This is a genomic window from Psychroflexus sp. MBR-150 (genome assembly GCF_053628795.1).
Map to the genome: position 1 here is coordinate 26,462 of NZ_JBRJHB010000015.1, position 19,035 is coordinate 45,496.

The window sequence follows — 19,035 nt, forward strand, 5'->3', positions numbered from 1 at the left end:
ACTAATTTATTAGTTTAAACTAAATATTTAGTTATATTTGTAATCTAAAATCATATGTCAAATGAAACCACTAACTAAAGCTGAAAGTGAAATTATGCGTATTCTATGGCAACTACAAGAGGCAAATGTATCGTCTATTATAGACCATATGCCAGAGCCAAAACCCGCTTACAATACAGTTTCGACTATTGTTCGGATACTTGAGCAGAAGGGTTTTGTAGATTATAAAAAACAGGGGCGAGGTCATATTTATTTTCCAAAAGTGAGCGAAGATAATTACAAAACTTCTACTACTCAGCGTTTAGCCAACACCTATTTTGAAGGATCGTTTAAAAACATGGTCTCGTTTTTTGTGCAAAAAAACGACTTAAGTACCAGAGAATTAGAAGCTATTTTAAAAGAACTAAAATCTCAAAACAATGATTAATTACTGCATCGAAATGTTTGTTTATCAGCTGTTATTTATCGGTTTATATCAGCTGTTGAAGTCAGAACCTCTGTTTAAAATCAACCGTTTGTATTTACTGATGAGTTTGGGAGTTTCTTTGGTTTTACCATTGTTAAGTTTTGGAAATATCTATCCAATTGACATCAACAAAATATATGTGCAGTGGCTACAACCTATCAATATAAGCATTCAAAGCTCTGAGAATACTGAGGCACTAACGTCTGATTTATCAACATCATCAGGTTTTAGGTGGAGTTATTACTTTTTATTCTATAGCCTAGGACTTATCTTTTACAGCATATGGTTTCTCATAAGAAACAGAGATTTTTTTAAATATTTACAGACCCAAAGTCAGTCATCTTATAAAGGTAAGAAAGTCGTGATTTTGCAAAACTCAACATTAGCCTTTTCGTTTTGGAATCGTATTTATTTAGGCGATCAAATGTCAGAATCTCAACGCAATGTGGTTTTAGAGCACGAATTTCAACATTTAAGACTAAAACACTCATGGGATATAATTGCACTTGAGCTGATGCAATTTGTTCTATGGTTTAATCCATTAATTTATATTTATAAAAAACAACTCAGACAAATTCACGAGTTTGAAGCCGATTGTTTAGTTACCCAAAATACTTCAAAAACAAAGTACATTAATGCTTTACTCAATCAAAATTTTGGTTGTCAAAATATTTCATTTGTCAATTCATTTAACCATTCTTCTAATCTCAAAAATCGTATCAAAATGTTACACAAAACCCAGTCAAAACGAATAAAGTATCTTTTTATTCTTCCAGTTATTTGTCTTGCTGTTATTTTTTCTTGCACTCAAGATAAAATGTTAGAGTCAGAAATTTCAAACAAAAATCAACAAGAGTTTTTTGATAAAGTTTTTAAAGGAGAACCTAACTTATTTGATAAATTGGATGATAAACCTGATTTGAATAGTTTGCTTAATTCTTACGATTTAGACATTAAAGATGAATATACTGAAGATGAAGAAGCCCAAGTTGCTTTAATCATAGGTATGTTAAAACTATCTTCAGAATATAAAGAAGATGGTGACTATCAAAAAGCCATTGATCAAGAAATTAATCAATCTGAGGGTTTAAAAAAAGTGGCTTTAACACTTGAAGACATCATGAGAAATAGTAGAATTGAAAAGCGAACTGAGGTTCAAGAGCTTGGTGGAGAAAGCTCAAAAGTCCCATTCGCCTCGTTAGACAAAGTTCCACATCCGTCATCCTGTAGTGGTAAAACCAATAAAGCATTAAAAGAATGTGTCAGTGAATTTATCGCAACTCATGTCAATACCAACTTTGACAAAGGTTTAGGCAAAGAACTTGGTCTATCTGGCAAGCAACGAGTGAGCGTTCAGTTTACCATTGATAAAACGGGTAAAATAGTAAATGTAAGAGCTAGAGCACCACACCAAAAACTTGAAGAAGAAGCTATACGCGTTATCAAAAGCATACCACAAATGATACCTGGACAAGTTGGTGGCAAAAATGTCAATGTGCTGTATGGATTACCAATAATTTTTGTTTTAGACTAATAATCAACATGACCCCAGTTTTCACCATTTTTAATTCTGTAAAGCTGCATATCTGAAATACCAAATTCTTTAGCTATCAGTTTAATTCTGGTACGTCGGTTGGGGTCGTGAATTTTTCGTTTAAGTCGGATAACTTGGGTTTCGGTAAGTTTTGAGTTTCTTATTTTTTTAGATATAGGTCTTTTCTTATGCTCGGGATTGCTAAACTGGTGATTTTCTTTTTCTTCTTTGGTAGCCCATTTTAGATTTCTAACGTGATTGTCTGTTTTGTCATAATTCAGATGTATAACATAAACACCATCACCTTGCTCTAAAAAATGTTGAGCGACAAGCTTGTGCACATACCGACCTGATTTTTTGCCGTTGCGTTTTAGCTTGACTCTTAAATTTTCATAACCGTTGATATAAGATCTTTTAACCAATATTTCTTCTTTCCCTTTACAATTGATAATCCTACCATAATTAGAGATTTTAAAATGTTCATCATCGGCTATATCATCGTCAAATTCAATGGTTTTCCATTCTTCGTCCCAAAAACTTCTAATCATAAATTTTCTTTTTTGTAAAAGTAACTATAAATTTTCAAATATCATCATAGTCCACAACCACTTCTGGAGTTTGAGGTTGAGCTTGACAGGTCAAAACAAGACCTTGAGCGACTTCGTCGTCGGTTAAGATTTGGTTTTTACGCATCTGTGCTTTACCTGTTTTGATTTTGGCAAGACACGAGCTACAAATGCCACCTTGACAAGAATATGGTACGTCTATATCTTGCTCTAATATTGCGTCAAGAATCACGTCGTCTTGATTCATTACCAATTCGTATTCTTCATCGTCAACGATGATTTTGAGTTTAGTTTTGCCTTCGGAATGAGCGATTGTTTCGGCTTCTTTTTCTGAATAAAACAATTCGTATTTGATTTGCTGATCTTTGATGCCGTTTTCTTTTAAAACTTCTTGAACGTGTTCAATCATAGGTTCTGGACCACATAAAAAGTATTCAGAAAAGTCAATTCCGCTATATTTATTCTTTAAAGCATAATTGATTGTTGGCTTTTCTATTCGACCGAAATGAGCATCGTCTTCACGGGTTTGGCTGTAGATATTTTCTACAAAAAATTGTTCGGGATAGTCTTTTTTAAGGTCGAGTATTTCATTAAAGAAAATAGTTTCTTGAGGTGATTTGTTTCCGTAAACTAAAAGAAATTTAGAATCATTTTGAGTTTGTAGCACGCTTTTTAAGATAGACATCACAGGCGTGATACCACTACCTGCAACAAAGGCACAATAATTTGCTGATGCATCAGATGATAGGGTAAAATGACCTTCTGGTGGCATTACCTGAATGTTATCGCCAACGTTAAGGTTTTTAATAGCATAATTTGAAAACACACCATCAGGTATAGCTTTAACAACAATACTCAGGTCTTCGTTTGGTGCTGAACAGATAGAATATGAACGTCTAATATCTTCGTTATCAATGTTTGCCGATAGCGTAAGGTATTGACCTGGCTTGTATTGAAATTCTGATTTTAGGTTATCAGGGATATCAAATGTAATTTTAATGGCTTTATCGGTCTGTTGATTTATTGCTTTTATTGGGATGGTATGAAATAAACTCATATTAATTTTCATTGTGGTTGCAAAAATACAATCTTAAAATCTTTAGAGCTTTATGCTTTATTAAAATATTGGTAATTTTAAGGGCTAATCTCACTGCTTTTGGTGATTTTTCTTTGGCTTAGGGATTGAGGCATTGTTGGAGCTCTTGCCACGCTATAAGTGTGGCAAAGCGACTGCCGAAAGCCCGCCGATGCGACTTTGGAGCAGCGGAAGCCCACAACTCAATACATCCTGACGATAAATGTTGAGACACTACCGATGACGGTTTTTATAATATACACATTTTTAAATAATTACAAGGTTCATTCTTTTCTTTTTTGCATCGCCCAAAACCCTTCAACTGTGCTCAGGACAGGCTTCAACAAAAAAGCTATGCATATAAATCTTATGATAAATTATTGTAGATCCATTTTTTTCTATTCTAACTCATATAATGTCACTTTTGATTAGATAAAATTTATAAAATTCATTTTTGATTAAGCACTAAAACCGCTATTTTTTATATACGTTGTTGTGTTTTCGTACTTTTTTCCGTCCTGTTTGTAGCGTTGGCAAAGGCATACTCTTTTGCAATTTTTGGCTTGTGTGTCGGCTGGTGCGAATTGCAAATGTGTATGGCTTTATGCGGAGGGATCTTCAATTAATTCTTCAAAAGAGTTCAGTATTTCTAAATTTGATAAGTATTCCTTTGTATTTTGATTGTACATTATCTTTACACTATCATTTTCAAATTTTAGAAACTTTTCAAATTCTATCATTCTTTGATGAATTCTTGGAGCCACAAAAATAATTTTAGTTTCCTTTCCAAATCTTGTTATCATTACGTTTCTATGATCTGAAATAGCAACTCCTTCATTGATTTGTCCTGAAGAATCTCTCCTTAAAGTGGGCTCAACAATAAAATTGAAATTCGTTTCAAAACATTCAATATCAGCTCCTGTATTTGAACCACTTTGACCTCTGGCGTGTCCAATTGGCCAACCAATACTGTCTGTTCTACAATTAGCTTGCACTTTTGTGTTTTTAAATTGTTTCTTTACACCTAAAGCACAAAAAAATTCATATCTGATTGATGCTTTTACGTCTTTAATCGAAGGAAGAATCGATTTTTTACCTGATGATGCTTTTAATAATTCATCTTTTATTATATCCCAAGTTAATAATGAATTGATATTATTCAATTGATTATCACTTGCATAAATTTCTTCTCTTTCGAATTTTAAAATATTCTCATCAATTTTAGAAGCGTATGAAAAATACGTGGCTTCATCGGAGTAAATATCTGTAGGCGAATTTAAATAAGAGTTTACTATGTAATTAATCAATTCCTCTTGTTGTTTATTTAATTTTATAGAATAAACAGTAGTCTCTATCAAACCTGTTGCAGAAATTTTTCTATAATATTCGTCAGTAATACTTCTTATAGTTTTTTCGTCAGTCCAACTTTCAAATTTGGTTCTCTTTAAAATATATTGTTCAATTTTATCGTGTGATGCGTTTTCAGGTATTTCTTCTCTAAATTTTTTGATATATTTATGTAATTCATTCGGATTATTATTGTCCCACAATAAAATAATAGGGATTTCTCTAATTCTAATGAATGATTTCATTTCAGAGTCAGCTTCTATTAACTGTAATGTTTTTAAGAGTAAAGGAAGTGGAGAATTAATAATACTTCTCCTCATAAAAGGATTTGAAGATTTATATTTAGCTAAACAATGAGCATAAATAATATTTTCTTTTGCTGTAAATTCGGATTCTCTTGGATCATCATTTTCTGGAATGGAGTCAATTAATAATTTGCCTAATTCTGTTATTTGAAACTTTTTAGCTAACTTATTTGTGTAATCTTTACCTCTAATGACTTTACCTGGAGCTGTAAAATCAATTAAGCCAAAAGTTCTACTCAATTTATAATAATTAAACCATCTTGCCGCCCAATGAGGATCTTTTTTTGAAGCTCTAAAACCTGGTTCTGCGTGTGTAGGTTTCCAAGCATTAATTATTTTTATAGCTTCTTTTTCAGTAATTGAATCATCATTTTTGAATTTATCAGTAAGAGATTTATCATCAATAATTTTTAATGCTTCTTGAGGATAAAAAACTTTTTCTTTAACCAAATCTTTTATCATTGTTTCACAAAGCTCATTAGTTAAAATAGAGCCACTATATTTATAAGCTATCCTTAAAAAATGTTTATTTCTAACAGGGTTTCTTATTGTTGTATCGAAGTAAAGGTGCTTTGGTTTTGCTTCTTTTTTTGCCATTTATTCTACAGTTTCAAATTCTTTAAAGTTGATTGTTTTTTGAGTTGGTGTTAAAATTTCAGGTTCATAATTTGTAATCAAAACTTCCTTAAACTCCTTATTTGAATTGTCGTGATAACTAATGTAATTACTTTTTATATCAAAAGAATTATGTTGTGCACTCCACTCCAAAAATTGACGATTTATTTTCCCTTTGTAATGTGAAACATTTGAAACTGCAAATTTCACATTTTGAGCATCTAAATATTCAAGAAAATCAAGTAATCGTTTTTCTGTTTCTTCGTTCCAAAGTTTATTGTATTCACTAAATGTGATTAAATAGGGTGGATCAAGGTAAACAAAATCGTCTTCTTGAAATTCTATTTGTTTGAAGAAGTCTAAAAAGTCTAAATTGTAAAACTGTATATTCTTTTGTTTTGTTAAACGGAAATAATCATTTAAGGCTATTTCTGTGTTTTTATTGAAATCAACATTACCGACAGGCAAATTGTATTCACCTTTTGAATTAAAGCGAAGCATACGATTAAAGCCGTATATCAACAATAAGTAAAGGTGTAACACTTTTTTTTCTTTGCTTGAATTGTAGTCGGTTTTTAGTTGGTTAAAGCCTTGCTTGTTAAATTTTGCGTAATATGTTTTTATCCACTTGTCTTTTAATTCCTGTGGGACAACGTCTTTGATGTAAGAGTGAGATAAATTGTATTTTTTAATTAATTCAAAAACTTCATCAAAAAATGCTTTTGGGTTTTCAGCTTGGTCAATCAAAAAATTGTGAATATCAATAACATTTGAGTCGATGTCATTCAATAAATATTCATTGGCTTTTATGTTTAAAAAAACTGAACCACCACCTGTAAAAGGCTCAATAAAACGATTTATCGTTTTAGGGAAGTATTTACTGATTTTTGGGTAGAGTTTGTATTTATCTCCAACGTAAAATAATGGCGAACGATATGTTTTGTTATGTTTATTCATATTTTTTTGTTAGAAATAAAAATTCTTTATGGTCATTAAAATCGGTTTTTCCTGTGTTGAAATATTTATGTGATTGTTCAAAAATCTTGGTTTTTCCAACTTTATTTAAAATCTCGATTATTTCCTCATATTTGATTTTATTTTTAGAAGATTTACTTTTTGATTTATACGTGTTGTTATATGAAACTGCTAAATATTTTACGTCCAAATTCTCAACTAAATCCTTGAAAGCATCTTTTGCTTTTACCGTACAATACTTACTCATATTTTCGGGTTCAGGTTTTAGTGCAACTCCATACAACTTTGGTTTTTTCCATTGTACTAAATTTTCGTAGATATGATAAAATCTACTGTATTGTCTTGAATTGTACGGTGGGTCAATATAGGCAATGTCGCCTTTTAGTTTTTTAACCAAATTGTTGGAATCTTCACAATAAATTTTTGCACCTGTAAAATCTTCGGTTTGGATTAAGCGAAAATTCAAAGGTCTTTTTGTAATCGGTTTTTTAATGTATGCGTCAAAATGTCCAACAGTATTGGCAAGTCGGTCAATGGTGTAAATTAACGAAGTTAATAGGATTGCATATTCTTTTGAGTTTAATTCGTCTTTTCGATTTTCTATATCTTGGCGAATATGTCCGATTATTTTTGAAATGTCTTTTTCATAAAATTTGCCTCCAAAATTTTTAGAAAAGTAATTTTCTTGAATGTCTTTTGGTTTTAAAACATTGTATTCATTTACAATATCAATTAGCTTTTTTGAATCCCATTTTTTGTTTTCAAAAAACGCTTGATAAGCAATGTTATTTGAATATAAAATATCGTTTAAGATAACATTTTTATAAGATTTCATTGCTTCTTTTGCAACAATTGCCGTTCCCGAAAAGATATCAATAAAAGTATCGTTTCCTGTGGTTTCTTTTTGAATAATTTCCATTATCCAATCAGTTAATTTTGCTTTATTCCCGATATATCTTCGACTGTGTAACTCGAACTTTTCTAGGTGTTTATAATCGTTGAAAAGTGATAATCCGTATTTTATTTTTTGTTCGGCAAGATGAAAACCTTCAAGTCCAAAATCTTCATTTTGAACTTCATACAATATTTTGTCGCTAATAAGGTGTTTAATTAATTCTTCTTCGCTGTAATTATAGAAAGTCGCCAAATTTTGTACTTGCGGTTTAGTCGGAAGTCTTTTTCCTGTTTCAATTCGGCTTAATATCGTGTAATTTATAGACGTGTTTTTAGCAACATCTTGAAGATGAAAACCTTTCGTTTCCCTTATTTCCTTTAAAGTATCGCCAATTGAAACAAATGTATCCAACATATTTTGTCGTTTTTTGTCAAATTTAGAAGTTTAAATTTATTTTCCACTAATTTATTACAATATTTTTTCCATATTTTCTTTTTCGAGCGTTGACAAAAAACAGCTCTTTTGGTTTTTCAGTGTTGGCAAAAACCAAATGTGCTGTTTGTGCGGCTGGGTCAGTATGAAACACAATTTTGACTAATCAAATAAATACTGATGCTTTTTTGAAATCAGGTTGAAAGTTGGGCATAAAAAAACCCCGTTCTGTGTAGAACAGGGTTTGTATGTAGATTTAGGCATTGATGATGTTGCCGTCTTTATCGTGAAAATGGTATTCCAGATAAGTGTAAGCGTCTCGAGGTTGAATTTTGACCCAGCGTTTATAATCAAAAAACCATTTGCTTCTCGGCGATGGTAATCCTTTTGTGAGATAAGCTGCTATAAAAGGATGTGCCGAAAGGGTGAGGTTTTTGTGATTTTTCTTAATGAGTTTTTGAAGGTCGGTTTGTAGTTTGTTGAGGACAACTACTGGAGCTTCGACTTCTCCATTGTCATTAGGATTTTTTTCGCGGGTTTTGATGTCTAACTCGGGTCTTACACGTTGGCGAGTGATTTGTACCAAACCGAATTTGGTTGGTGGCAAAATTTTGTGTTTTGCTCTGTCGTCACTCATTTCATCTACCAATGTGTTGTATAATTTTTTGCGGTTTTCGGCATCGTGCATGTCTATAAAATCGACCACTATGATACCGCCCATATCTCTGAGGCGAAGTTGTCTGGCGATTTCTACTGCACTGATGAGGTTAACTTGCAAAGCGGTGTCTTCTTGACTTTTGGCTTTATTGCTTCGGTTGCCACTGTTGACGTCTATGACGTGCATAGCTTCTGTGTGTTCTATGACGAGATAGGCACCTTTGGTCATGGTAACCGTTTTGCCAAAAGAGGTTTTGATTTGACGCTCAATATTATACTTTTCAAAAATGGGAACTTTAGAATTATAAAGTGTTACGATAGATTCTTTGTCTGGGGCAACTTCACCGACATAATCTTTGACTTGGGTGTAAAGGGCTTCATCGTCAATACAAATTGAGGTGAATGAGTCATTGAAAATATCTCTTAAAAGAGATGAAGTTTTGTTGAGTTCTCCCAGAACTTTTGACGGAAGTTTTTGAACTCTACTGACTTTTTTGCACATGGCTTTCCAGCGGTTCATCAAATTTTGTAAATCATTATCGATATCGGCTACTTTCTTGCCGTCGGCTACTGTTCTGACTATGATACCAAAGCCTTTAGGTCTGATACTTTTTATGAGTCGCTTGAGTCTGTCTTTTTCTTCTGCACTTTCTATTTTTTGAGAAATAGAAATACGTTCTGAAAAAGGAACAAGCACAATATAGCGTCCAGCGAGAGAAAGTTCACTGCTCAATCTCGGCCCTTTTGTTGATATAGGCTCTTTAGTAACTTGCACTAATATAGATTGATTGGGGTGAATAACATCGGTAATGCTTCCGTTTTTGTCGATATTTTTTTCGTTGTGAAAATCACTTAGGTCGTAGTTGCGTAATTTACCAGATTTTAATTTTTTGGTAAATTGAATCATGGTTTTGATTTGCGGTCCTAAATCGTGATAGTGTAAGAAACCGTCTTTTTCGTAGCCTACGTTGACAAATGCAGCGTTGAGACCACCGAGGGCTTTTCTTACATCAGCTAAAAAAATGTCGCCAACAAGAAATTTTGTGTCTTCGTTTTCTTTATGTAATTCAACAAGTTTGCCATCTTTGAGTAAGGCAAAATCTACAGCATTAGAACTGGATTGAATAATTAATTCTTTGTTCATGCGTATTGGATTTAGCTCTCAAAATGGTTTGAGAATTTGTTAAACTTTTTGTTATACTTAGTTTTAATAAGTCATAACGGGATGAAGATGCTTAATGTTTTACTAACATAGCATCGTTGTCAAAGAACTTGTAATTGATAAGATTTATTTTTTCTTATGTCTGTTGGCACGGCTGCGTTTTTTTCTTTTGTGGTTAGCAACCTTTGCTCTTTTTCTTTTTTTTCCGCTTGGCATAAATAATTTTTTTTAATTCGTTTTTACTTAACTTTTACGTTTTCTTTTACACTATCAACAAATGTTTTAGCGGGTTTAAACGCTGGAATGTTGTGCGCTGGAATAATGATACTGGTGTTTTTTGAAATATTTCGACCTGTTTTTTCGGCTCTTGTTTTGATAATAAAGCTTCCAAAACCTCTTAAATAAACGTTTTCACCGCTTTTGAGAGAACCTTTTACTTCGTCCATAAAGGCTTCTATAGTAGATTGAACTTCATTTTTTTCTAAACCTAATCTCTCCGAAATGGTGTTTACTAAATCTGCTTTTGTCATAACTCAGGTGTTTTGTTTAAAAAATTAAGGATGCAAATATAATCATTTAATATTCAATTATTCAACTGAATAGTTTATTATGTTTGCATAATAAGTTTTAAATGTGGTATTATTTCTTTAAATCAGTTTTTTTCGGAAGCCATCACCTTTTGGTATCAAGAGCATAAACGTGATTTGCCGTGGCGAAATACAAAAGATCCTTATAAAATTTGGTTGAGTGAAATCATTTTACAGCAAACACAAGTCAAACAAGGCTTGCCATACTACCAAAGGTTTATAAAAACATTCCCTAATGTGCATCAATTGGCTGAAGCTGATGAAGATGTTGTTATGAAAATGTGGCAAGGTTTGGGTTATTATTCTAGGGCTAGAAATCTTCATTTTACAGCAAAATATATTTCAAATGAATGCGATGGCAAATTTCCTAAAATTTATAAAGAATTATTAAAACTAAAAGGTGTTGGTGAATATACCGCCGCTGCTATTGCCTCTTTTGCTTACGATGAACCCGTTGCGGTTTTGGACGGAAATGTTTATCGGGTTTTGTCAAGATATTTTGGTATAGAAACCCCTGTAAATTCAACAGAAGGCATTAAGATATTTAAATCTAAAGCTAATGAAGTTTTAGACCAAAAAAAACCAGCACAACACAATCAAGCTATAATGGAATATGGAGCTATGGTTTGCAAATCTAAGTCGCCAGATTGTATGTTTTGCCGTTTGAATTTATCTTGCGTGGCTTTTCAGCAAAAAAAAATCAAATCCTTACCCGTAAAACTTAAAAAACTAAAACGTCGGAAGCGTTATTTGAACTATATCATTTTTCAATCTCCCGACGGCGAAATATTAATCAATCAGCGTTTGGGTAATGATATTTGGCAAAAACTTTATGAATTTCCCTTAGTAGAAACACAAAACAAAGCCAATTCTAAAGCCGTTTTGAATCACCAATTATTTGAAAGGTTAAATATTTCTACTCAAATCAAACCGATAAAAATCAATCAAAAAACCTACAAACACATATTGACCCACCGAGATATTTATGCTGATTTTTGGTTAATTAAATGCCCTGAGAAGTTTGATAAATTTAATCTTAAACATTATAAAGCGGTCAATTCTAAATCTATTCGTAAATTTGCTGTATCAATTTTGATTGATAAATTTCTAAATGAACATATTTTAGAAAACTAAAATTTTATTACTTTTACTACTTAAAATAAAATATTATGGCTACAGGAACCTTAAACAAAGTTATGTTGATTGGACACACAGGTGATGATGTGAAAATGCATTATTTTGATGACAACAATTGTATAGGTCGTTTTCCAGTGGCTACTAACGAAGAATATGTCAACAAAAACACCAACGAGCGTGTAAGCAATACTGAATGGCACAATATCGTTGTGCGTAATAAAGCCGCCGAAATTTGCGAAAAATATCTCAAAAAAGGTGATAAAGTTTATATTGAAGGGCGAATAAAAACCCGTAAATGGACAGATGACAAAGGTATTGACAGATATTCTACTGAGATACAATGCACAGATTTTACTTTTTTAACCCCAAAAGATAAATCAGGGCAATCTACCACTACGCAAGCTACTCAACCCAAACCGCAAGCTAAAGATCCACAACAAGTGGCTGAACCTGATGAAAATCAGGATGATGATTTGCCCTTTTAATTTCTAAAATCCAAATTGTTGGAATCCGAACCCTTTAGTTCAATACTTTTCGTTCAATTGACCTTACCTGAAATCACAGGAATAGTTCTAATCATAGTATTACTTTTATGTTCAGCATTGATTTCAGGTTCTGAAGTGGCTTTGTTTTCGCTAAAACCTTCAGATTTTGAAGTTGACGAAAACAAAATGAGCAGTCAAGAAAAGATTTTAGTCAAATTACTTGACAAGCCCAAAAAATTATTGGCCACTATTCTCATTGCTAATAACTTTATCAATATAGCTATTGTTCTGCTTTACAGTTCTATAAGCCATTTATTTAGACCGTCAAATGATTTGTATATTGCAGGTGTAAGTTTAGTGTTTATAATAGACATTGTAATCGTTACTTTTTTATTATTGCTATTTGGTGAAATTTTTCCAAAGGTATATGCCAATCGAAATCGTGTAAAATTTTCTCATTTCATGGCGTATCCGCTTTTGGTTTTAGACAAAATTTTAAGTCCTGCAAGTTTGCCTTTACGCAGTTTTAGCAACCTCATTCAATCTAAATTAAGTCAGCAAAAGCCCAATTTGAGTGTTGATCAGCTTTCTCACGCGTTAGAACTTACCAGAGAAAGTGAAACCTCAACGGATGAAAAAAAGATTTTAAAAGGGATTGTTTCTTTTGGAAACATAGATGCCAAAGAAGTGATGAAACCGCGTTTAGATATTTTTGCTTTAAATTATGAAGAAAGTTTTAAAGACATCATAGCACTTATTAATGACCAAGGTTATTCTAGAATTCCAGTTTATAAAGACGATATAGATAATGTCATCGGGATTTTATATATCAAAGATTTGCTGCCTTACCTTGACAAATCTTCTTTTAAATGGCAAAGCTTATTACGCGAACCTTATTTTGTCCCTGAAAACAAAAAGTTAGACGACTTGCTCAACGAGTTCAAAGCACAAAAAAATCACCTTGCCATAGTTGTTGATGAATACGGCGGGACAAGTGGCTTAATCACGCTTGAAGATATCATTGAAGAAATTGTCGGCGATATCAGTGATGAGTTTGATGATGAAGACATTATTTATTCTAAAATTGACAGCAAAACTTATGTCTTTGAAGGAAAGACCTCGATGAAAGACTTTTATCAAATTTTGAAATTAAGCGAAGAAACAATTGAAATGTTTGAAGAGAAACGCGGCGATGCTGAAACTATAGCTGGGTTTTTGTTAGAAATCACAAAAGGCTTTCCGAAGAAAAATCAGGAAATTAAGTTTGAAACTTTTCGTTTTGTAGCCGAAGTCATAGACGAAAAACGCATCAAACAAATCAAAGTTACTTTAGGATAGTACATTTTGACTGATTAAGATTAACCCGAATTATCCAACAGGAAAATTCCTATTGAATAATGGCAAAAATGCCTCAATTATAAGCATTTTTTATTCACCATTCAGATGTTTAGTTAGGGTAACTTCTATATAAACTGGCAGATGATCTGATGGATATTGTAAATTCCAATTATCACTTAACGCTGCGTATTTATTTACTTTAACGTCATCTGAAACGAAAACATAATCAATTCTTTTAGTTACGGGTTGGTCAAAATTAAAACCATTAAAGGTACCTTCTGGACCAAAGTCTATTTTGGAAATTGTTTTAGAATCCTTTAAAGTTTGAGTGATATAATCAATACTTTCGTGATTTGGCTCCATATTAAAATCACCAGTTAAAAATACAGGGAAGCTTTCTTTATTAAAGGTTTTTATTTTTTTAAGAATCAAAATAGCACTTTTTGAACGAGCTTCTTTTCCAACGTGATCAAAATGTGTATTAAAAACCCAGAATTTTTCTTTTGTTTTTTTATGTTGAAACAAAGCATAAGTACACACACGATTACAAACGGCGTCCCAGCCCATACTAACCTGATTAGGTGTTTGTGATAACCAAAATGTTGAAGACTCTATAACTTGTAATTTATCATTTTTATAAAATATAGCCGAAAATTCACCTTCTTCTTTCCCATCATCTCTACCCACACCAACAAAACTATAGTCAGTTAATAAACTATCTAAATCTTTCATTTGGTTAGGCAGAGCTTCTTGAACACCTAAAACATCTGGTTCATAAAATTTAATTTGATTAGTCATAAAAGGCTTGCGGTTTGTCCAACTGTCTTTACCTTCTTTAGGATAATCTAACTTAATGTTGTAAGACATTATCGAATAATTTTGAGCAAATCCAAAACTGGAAATGGCAAAACAGATGATAAATAGATGTTTCATGATATTAGTTTTATTCGGTGTATAAAATGTCGCTTTTTGTTGAAATTCCATTTTCATTGAAGGCTTCAACTTGGTAATAATAGGATTGGTCAGCCGTTAGTGCTCTAAGCTCGTAATTTGGGGTATCATACATTAAGGCCGAAAGATTAAGTTTATCTTTTGAAATACCCCAATAAATCACATAGCCCGTAGCATTTTCAACTTTATCCCAGGTTAAATTGGCATTTCTTCGATCGGCTTGTCGCTTCACAGCAAAATTTGAAGGTGTTTCAGGTTTCGCTTCATAACCATTTCCAAAAATTCTAAATTCTGAAATAGACAAATATTTGTTGGTACAATACACATGGTTGTATCTGATATATCTCGCATCCACCGGATTTTTCAACTCAATATAACCATGAGGCATATCGCGAGTATTTTCAGAATAATCTGAAATGATGCCCCAAGCTTTTCCATCTAAAGAACTTTCAATGACAAACTGTTGTTTTAAATCGTCTGGTCTTCCATAGATATCACTATTAAAATCTTGAAAGTTAATTTGAATGGCTTTTACCTTCATTTTTTGTTCTAAATCAACTTTAACGTAGATAGAATCATTATTGGCTTCAGACACCCAATAAGATCGGATTTCTTCGTCATTAATTTTAGCAATGTCAAATTCTTTAATTTGTTCCAACATGTAGCCGCTATCACTTTCATCTACCACGTTAATTTCTTTAGTGACTAAAGGCGAATTGGTTTTTACGGGTTTATTGTACGATAGCAGCATCCAGCCTGTAAAACGTTCTTTATGATTATCTACTTTGGTGTCTGGTAAAAAATGTGGATAATCTCCATAAGCGGTGTTCACATACATCTGACCGTTCTCCTCAAAGCCTGCGGGGTACATACCGATTCTGCGTTCAAACTTATAATTTACCGAAATAGCCATAGTAGCGTAATGCCAATAATTACCTTGGTTGTCTTTTACTGTACTGCCGTGCCCCGAACCTTTTAAAAATCCGCCTGGCTTATAAGAAATTGGATTGTAAGGTGCATATTCAAAGGGTCCAAACGGACTTTTACTAGTTCTAACCCCATCGGCGTACACATTCCATTGCGTGCCTGGTGCGCCATATTCCAAATAATAAGTGTCCTTATGTTTTACCATCCAAGGTCCTTCTAAATAGGGCTCTAAATCTGATTTATGATTTTGTCCAAAACGTTCCCAGCCATACTTATCGGGATGAAGAGTGAATAGATCTTTCTGCTCGCCCATAGGCACATAATAATTGTCTGGATCGAGTTCTACGACCCGAATTGGCCATTTGTTTGAAGACTCTTCATACAAGTACACCTTCCCGTCATCATCTACAAACAAGTCGGGATCTTGAATGCCACCAGGTGGATTTAGCACTGCGAAATTAGTTTTCCAATCGCCTAATTCGGGATTGTCTGTTTCTATAATTGGCCCACGACCAGAGGGATCACCATAGACAATTATTTTTCCATCTTTTACAGCGGCTGCTGGGGCGTTACTCCCTTTAAAATACCAACTTTGTGGTCTAATAAAGGTCCAGTTTAGCATATCATCAGAAGACCAATAGCCATGAGAACGTGTCACGAACATATAGTATCTTCCTTTAAAATTTACAACTGCCGGGTCTGCACCAGAACGATAGGAAACCTTGTTTTTAGCTCTGTAGTGCGACATGTATGAATAGTCTATATCAACAGGATTGCAATAGGTTTTATAATTTCGTTTCTCAGTTTTAACTGATTGCTCTTGATGAGCTAAGCCACTATCAGAAGTGTCTTTGCAGGATATGAAAAGTAAAATGATTAAGATGATTTTAAAATATTTCATATTTACAATTTTAGTGATGATGATATTCTGAACCTGTGTTGCCTCTTAATTTTTCAAATTGCTTGTAGGCTCTATCTATTTTTTCTTTAGGTGCTTTTTCAAACTCTTTTTCGGTAACCTTATATTGATGTTGCAATTCGGCTAAACGTGTTCTTAGTTTTGTTTCAATCTCGTCGTAACTTGCGTCATCAATAAGATTAGTTAATTCTTTTGGGTCGGTTTGCAAATCGTATAATTCCCATTCGTCAATATCGTCGTAGACGTGTATAAGCTTATAACGTTTGGTACGCACACCATACATTTTTTTTACCATATGGAATGCAGGATAATCGTAATAATGATAGTAAATCGCATCTCTAAAATCGTCGTCATTTTCTGATCCATCTAATAAGCCTACAAAAGATTTACCTTGCATATCGTTTGGAATTTCGACACCTGCAAAATCTAAAAACGTTTCGGCAAAATCAAGATTTTGAGTTAAACCATCAACTACAGTTCCTGGTTTAATTTTTTCAGGATATTGTATTAATAATGGCATTTTTAAAGACTCTTCGTACATAAATCGTTTGTCAAACCAGCCTTTTTCGCCTAGATAAAATCCTTGATCTGAAGTGTATACTACAATTGTATTTTCGGTTAATCCGTTAGCTTCCAAATAATCTAAAAGCACACCAACACCTTCGTCTACAGATGCAATGGTTGATAAATATTCTTGTAAATAGCGCTGACCTTTCCATTGAGCTAGTGCTTTACCAGATAAGTTGGCTTTGTGAAAGGCATCATTTTTTGGCTGATAGGCTTTATCCCAAGCGGCACGTTGTTTTGGTGTCATTCGTTCAAAATCAGTTTTCCAAGGATTCCAAGCCAATTCTGGACTACCTTTCTTTTTGGTCATTTTTAGGTCGTGACCTTCGTACATATCACGATATATAGTTTGTAATTGCTCTTTTGATGCTGTAGAATTGTCGTGGGTTGTAAAATAGGTGTCTGGTAATGGAAATTGAACCGAATCGTACTTATTGATGTGACGCAATGCTGGCATCCAATTACGATGTGGTGCTTTGTGATGTACCATTAAAAAGAATGGTTGGTCACTGTTTTTCTTTTCATCAATATAATCTATTGCATATTCTGTGATTAAGTCGGTTACGTAACCTTTTACAACGGTTGTATCTGGCAATTTTGTCGTCCAATGTGCTGTGGTATCAATGTGTTTTTTGTTGATATGAACCGTATCCTGAATTTTGATAAACTGTGGGTTGTAATAGTGTCCTTGGTCGTTTAAAATATTCCAATGGTCAAATCCTTCAGGATAACCGTGCAAATGCCATTTACCCACAATTGCAGTGTTGTAATTAGCTTCTTTTAGCAATTTCGGAAGCGTTTGTTGTGAGCCATCAAAACGCTCGCCATTCATTCTGAAACCGTTAATATGGCTATGCTTTCCTGTTAAAACCACAGCACGACTTGGCCCACAAATAGAATTGGTGCAAAAATTGTTTTTAAAGATTGCACCGTTTGTAGCTAATCTATCTATGTTTGGCGTTGGTGCTAATTGCCCAATAGGATGACCATACGCACTAATGGCTTGTGCTGCGTGATCGTCTGCCATTATGTAAATGATATTTGGTCGTTTTGAGCTCTCAACTTCACTCAAACTCACAGCTTCTGACTTAGTATCTTTACAAGATTGAAGCGTTAAAAATGTGATTAGTATGAAAAAAAAATATCGCATTACTGTTTAGTTTTTATGATTATAGTTTGAATCACTTCATCATTAAGCACTGTACGTTCAAAAAAATTGAACACAATGTCTAATTCTTCATACGGAATTCTGGAAATTTCGTGACCTGCGTCTTTCACAATATTAAAATAGAAAGATGTTTCAAAATCCTCTAATTTATCGGCAATAATCTTAGAACCATCTAACATTAGGTAGCCATCTTTTGTTGGTGCACAATAATGATGTGGTGCATTTCCGTATGGTACCAGCTGGTCTTTTGTGCCGTGATACAACACTGTTGGTACTGCATTGTCTGGCGTTATATAACTAGCATCTACAATGGCACCAGCACAAGAAAAAGCAGCTGCAAATTTTACGTTGCTATACGCCTCAGCATTATCTATAAAATACTCACGCATAAAAACTGCATTAAGGATGCCTTCGGCACCAGCACTACTACCACCAGCAATGATTTTAGTTGTATCGACTTGAAGTTCATTAGCGTGTTCTACCACATATTTAGCAGCATCCATATAATCGATAGCTGCTTGTTTAAAAGTTTCTAACTTTTCATCTTTGCTACAATCGCAACCAAAACCTGTCTTTGTGCCTTTTCTTAGTAATCTGTATGAAATGGAAATACCAATATAATTCTGCTCTTTGGCTACATATTTTACTAAATTTTTATCGTCTATGTAATCTCTATGACCAACAGCAAATCCGCCACCGTGCATCCAAAGCAAAACAGGTAAAGTGTCTGTTTTTTTGATATTTTCTGGTGTGTAAACATCTAATTTTAAGGTGTCTTTTCCTTTTATGGCATAGGTGTATGTGGCTTTGTTTTGTGCTGAAAGGGATAACACAAACAAGAATACAAATATGTTTATTACAAATTTCATTTAGTTTTTCAATTAAAATTTTACTGAAATATCAGCTTATAGTAGGATGAGAATTCCC

16 protein-coding genes are annotated in these 19,035 nt (G+C 33.2%); 5 read left to right on the forward strand and 11 right to left on the reverse strand.

Features of this window, described 5'->3' with window-relative positions:
* Window positions 1-61 precede the first annotated feature (61 nt).
* Window positions 62-427, forward strand: coding sequence for a BlaI/MecI/CopY family transcriptional regulator (locus ACSSV5_RS09120; protein WP_211064919.1), 366 nt, complete (start codon window positions 62-64; stop codon window positions 425-427).
* Window positions 420-2,000, forward strand: coding sequence for a M56 family metallopeptidase (locus ACSSV5_RS09125; RefSeq protein ID WP_454245618.1), 1,581 nt, complete (start codon window positions 420-422; stop codon window positions 1,998-2,000). Before ACSSV5_RS09120 ends, ACSSV5_RS09125 begins: the two co-directional genes overlap by 8 nt.
* On the opposite strand, the gene ACSSV5_RS09130 is transcribed toward ACSSV5_RS09125, so the two are convergent.
* The 7 genes from ACSSV5_RS09130 to ACSSV5_RS09160 all read right to left on the reverse strand — a co-directional run bounded on the left by ACSSV5_RS09130 (window position 1,997) and on the right by ACSSV5_RS09160 (window position 10,559).
* Window positions 1,997-2,548, reverse strand: coding sequence for an NUMOD4 domain-containing protein (locus ACSSV5_RS09130; protein WP_454245619.1), 552 nt, complete (start codon window positions 2,546-2,548; stop codon window positions 1,997-1,999). The genes ACSSV5_RS09125 and ACSSV5_RS09130 overlap by 4 nt on opposite strands.
* 34 nt (window positions 2,549-2,582) lie before the next feature.
* Window positions 2,583-3,623 carry a 2Fe-2S iron-sulfur cluster-binding protein gene (locus ACSSV5_RS09135; RefSeq protein WP_454245620.1) on the reverse strand — a complete coding sequence of 347 codons (1,041 nt, stop codon included), beginning with the start codon at window positions 3,621-3,623 and terminating at the stop codon, window positions 2,583-2,585.
* A gap of 620 nt (window positions 3,624-4,243) precedes the next feature.
* Window positions 4,244-5,890, reverse strand: a complete 1,647-nt coding sequence (locus ACSSV5_RS09140; RefSeq protein WP_454245621.1) for a hypothetical protein — start codon at window positions 5,888-5,890, stop codon at window positions 4,244-4,246.
* Window positions 5,891-6,865 (reverse strand): DNA adenine methylase, encoded by a 975-nt coding sequence (locus ACSSV5_RS09145; RefSeq protein ID WP_454245622.1) that lies wholly within the window; start codon window positions 6,863-6,865, stop codon window positions 5,891-5,893.
* Window positions 6,858-8,192, reverse strand: a complete 1,335-nt coding sequence (locus tag ACSSV5_RS09150) for a DNA adenine methylase (RefSeq protein WP_454245623.1) — start codon at window positions 8,190-8,192, stop codon at window positions 6,858-6,860. The genes ACSSV5_RS09145 and ACSSV5_RS09150 overlap by 8 nt, the downstream gene beginning before the upstream one ends.
* Before the next feature lie 274 nt (window positions 8,193-8,466).
* Window positions 8,467-10,011, reverse strand: coding sequence for an Rne/Rng family ribonuclease (locus ACSSV5_RS09155; RefSeq protein ID WP_454245624.1), 1,545 nt, complete (start codon window positions 10,009-10,011; stop codon window positions 8,467-8,469).
* A gap of 257 nt (window positions 10,012-10,268) precedes the next feature.
* Entirely contained in the window at window positions 10,269-10,559 is a 291-nt protein-coding gene (locus ACSSV5_RS09160) for an HU family DNA-binding protein (protein ID WP_211064914.1), read from the reverse strand.
* A 141-nt stretch (window positions 10,560-10,700) separates the two neighbouring features.
* Here ACSSV5_RS09160 and mutY point away from each other — a divergent pair, with 141 nt between their 5' ends.
* The 3 genes from mutY to gldE are packed head-to-tail and all read left to right on the forward strand — an operon-like array spanning window position 10,701 to window position 13,576.
* Window positions 10,701-11,750, forward strand: coding sequence for an A/G-specific adenine glycosylase (mutY, locus tag ACSSV5_RS09165; protein ID WP_454245648.1), 1,050 nt, complete (start codon window positions 10,701-10,703; stop codon window positions 11,748-11,750).
* A 35-nt stretch (window positions 11,751-11,785) separates the two neighbouring features.
* Complete coding sequence (locus ACSSV5_RS09170; RefSeq protein ID WP_211064913.1) at window positions 11,786-12,238, forward strand: single-stranded DNA-binding protein; 453 nt, start codon at window positions 11,786-11,788, stop codon at window positions 12,236-12,238.
* Window positions 12,239-12,256: 18 nt separating this feature from the next.
* Entirely contained in the window at window positions 12,257-13,576 is a 1,320-nt protein-coding gene (gldE, locus tag ACSSV5_RS09175) for a gliding motility-associated protein GldE (protein ID WP_454245625.1), read from the forward strand.
* 90 nt (window positions 13,577-13,666) lie between these two features.
* Here gldE and ACSSV5_RS09180 read toward each other — a convergent pair whose 3' ends face one another.
* Genes ACSSV5_RS09180 through ACSSV5_RS09195 form a run of 4 tightly spaced genes read right to left on the reverse strand, consistent with a single transcriptional unit; the run spans window position 13,667 to window position 18,977 of the window.
* Window positions 13,667-14,509 carry an endonuclease/exonuclease/phosphatase family protein gene (locus ACSSV5_RS09180; RefSeq protein ID WP_454245626.1) on the reverse strand — a complete coding sequence of 281 codons (843 nt, stop codon included), beginning with the start codon at window positions 14,507-14,509 and terminating at the stop codon, window positions 13,667-13,669.
* Window positions 14,510-14,519: 10 nt separating this feature from the next.
* Entirely contained in the window at window positions 14,520-16,355 is a 1,836-nt protein-coding gene (locus tag ACSSV5_RS09185) for a family 43 glycosylhydrolase (protein WP_454245627.1), read from the reverse strand.
* Between the two features lie 10 nt (window positions 16,356-16,365).
* On the reverse strand, window positions 16,366-18,090 hold the full coding sequence (locus tag ACSSV5_RS09190) for a sulfatase family protein (RefSeq protein ID WP_454245628.1): 1,725 nt from the start codon (window positions 18,088-18,090) through the stop codon (window positions 16,366-16,368).
* Complete coding sequence (locus tag ACSSV5_RS09195; RefSeq protein ID WP_454245629.1) at window positions 18,090-18,977, reverse strand: alpha/beta hydrolase; 888 nt, start codon at window positions 18,975-18,977, stop codon at window positions 18,090-18,092. Before ACSSV5_RS09195 ends, ACSSV5_RS09190 begins: the two co-directional genes overlap by 1 nt.
* Between the last annotated feature and the right edge of the window lie 58 nt (window positions 18,978-19,035).

Excerpts from the sequence above, each read along its gene's own strand:
- ACSSV5_RS09135 (WP_454245620.1), bottom strand. The coding sequence starts at position 3,623 with ATGAGTTTATTTCATACCATCCCAATAAAAGCAATAAATCAACAGACC.
- ACSSV5_RS09160 (WP_211064914.1), bottom strand. The coding sequence starts at position 10,559 with ATGACAAAAGCAGATTTAGTAAACACCATTTCGGAGAGATTAGGTTTA.
- ACSSV5_RS09170 (WP_211064913.1), top strand. The coding sequence starts at position 11,786 with ATGGCTACAGGAACCTTAAACAAAGTTATGTTGATTGGACACACAGGT.
- ACSSV5_RS09180 (WP_454245626.1), bottom strand. The coding sequence starts at position 14,509 with ATGAAACATCTATTTATCATCTGTTTTGCCATTTCCAGTTTTGGATTT.
- ACSSV5_RS09155 (WP_454245624.1), bottom strand. The coding sequence starts at position 10,011 with ATGAACAAAGAATTAATTATTCAATCCAGTTCTAATGCTGTAGATTTT.
- ACSSV5_RS09125 (WP_454245618.1), top strand. The coding sequence starts at position 420 with ATGATTAATTACTGCATCGAAATGTTTGTTTATCAGCTGTTATTTATC.
- ACSSV5_RS09190 (WP_454245628.1), bottom strand. The coding sequence starts at position 18,090 with ATGCGATATTTTTTTTTCATACTAATCACATTTTTAACGCTTCAATCT.
- ACSSV5_RS09140 (WP_454245621.1), bottom strand. The coding sequence starts at position 5,890 with ATGGCAAAAAAAGAAGCAAAACCAAAGCACCTTTACTTCGATACAACA.
- ACSSV5_RS09130 (WP_454245619.1), bottom strand. The coding sequence starts at position 2,548 with ATGATTAGAAGTTTTTGGGACGAAGAATGGAAAACCATTGAATTTGAC.
- ACSSV5_RS09195 (WP_454245629.1), bottom strand. The coding sequence starts at position 18,977 with ATGAAATTTGTAATAAACATATTTGTATTCTTGTTTGTGTTATCCCTT.
- ACSSV5_RS09185 (WP_454245627.1), bottom strand. The coding sequence starts at position 16,355 with ATGAAATATTTTAAAATCATCTTAATCATTTTACTTTTCATATCCTGC.
- ACSSV5_RS09145 (WP_454245622.1), bottom strand. The coding sequence starts at position 6,865 with ATGAATAAACATAACAAAACATATCGTTCGCCATTATTTTACGTTGGA.
- ACSSV5_RS09120 (WP_211064919.1), top strand. The coding sequence starts at position 62 with ATGAAACCACTAACTAAAGCTGAAAGTGAAATTATGCGTATTCTATGG.
- ACSSV5_RS09150 (WP_454245623.1), bottom strand. The coding sequence starts at position 8,192 with ATGTTGGATACATTTGTTTCAATTGGCGATACTTTAAAGGAAATAAGG.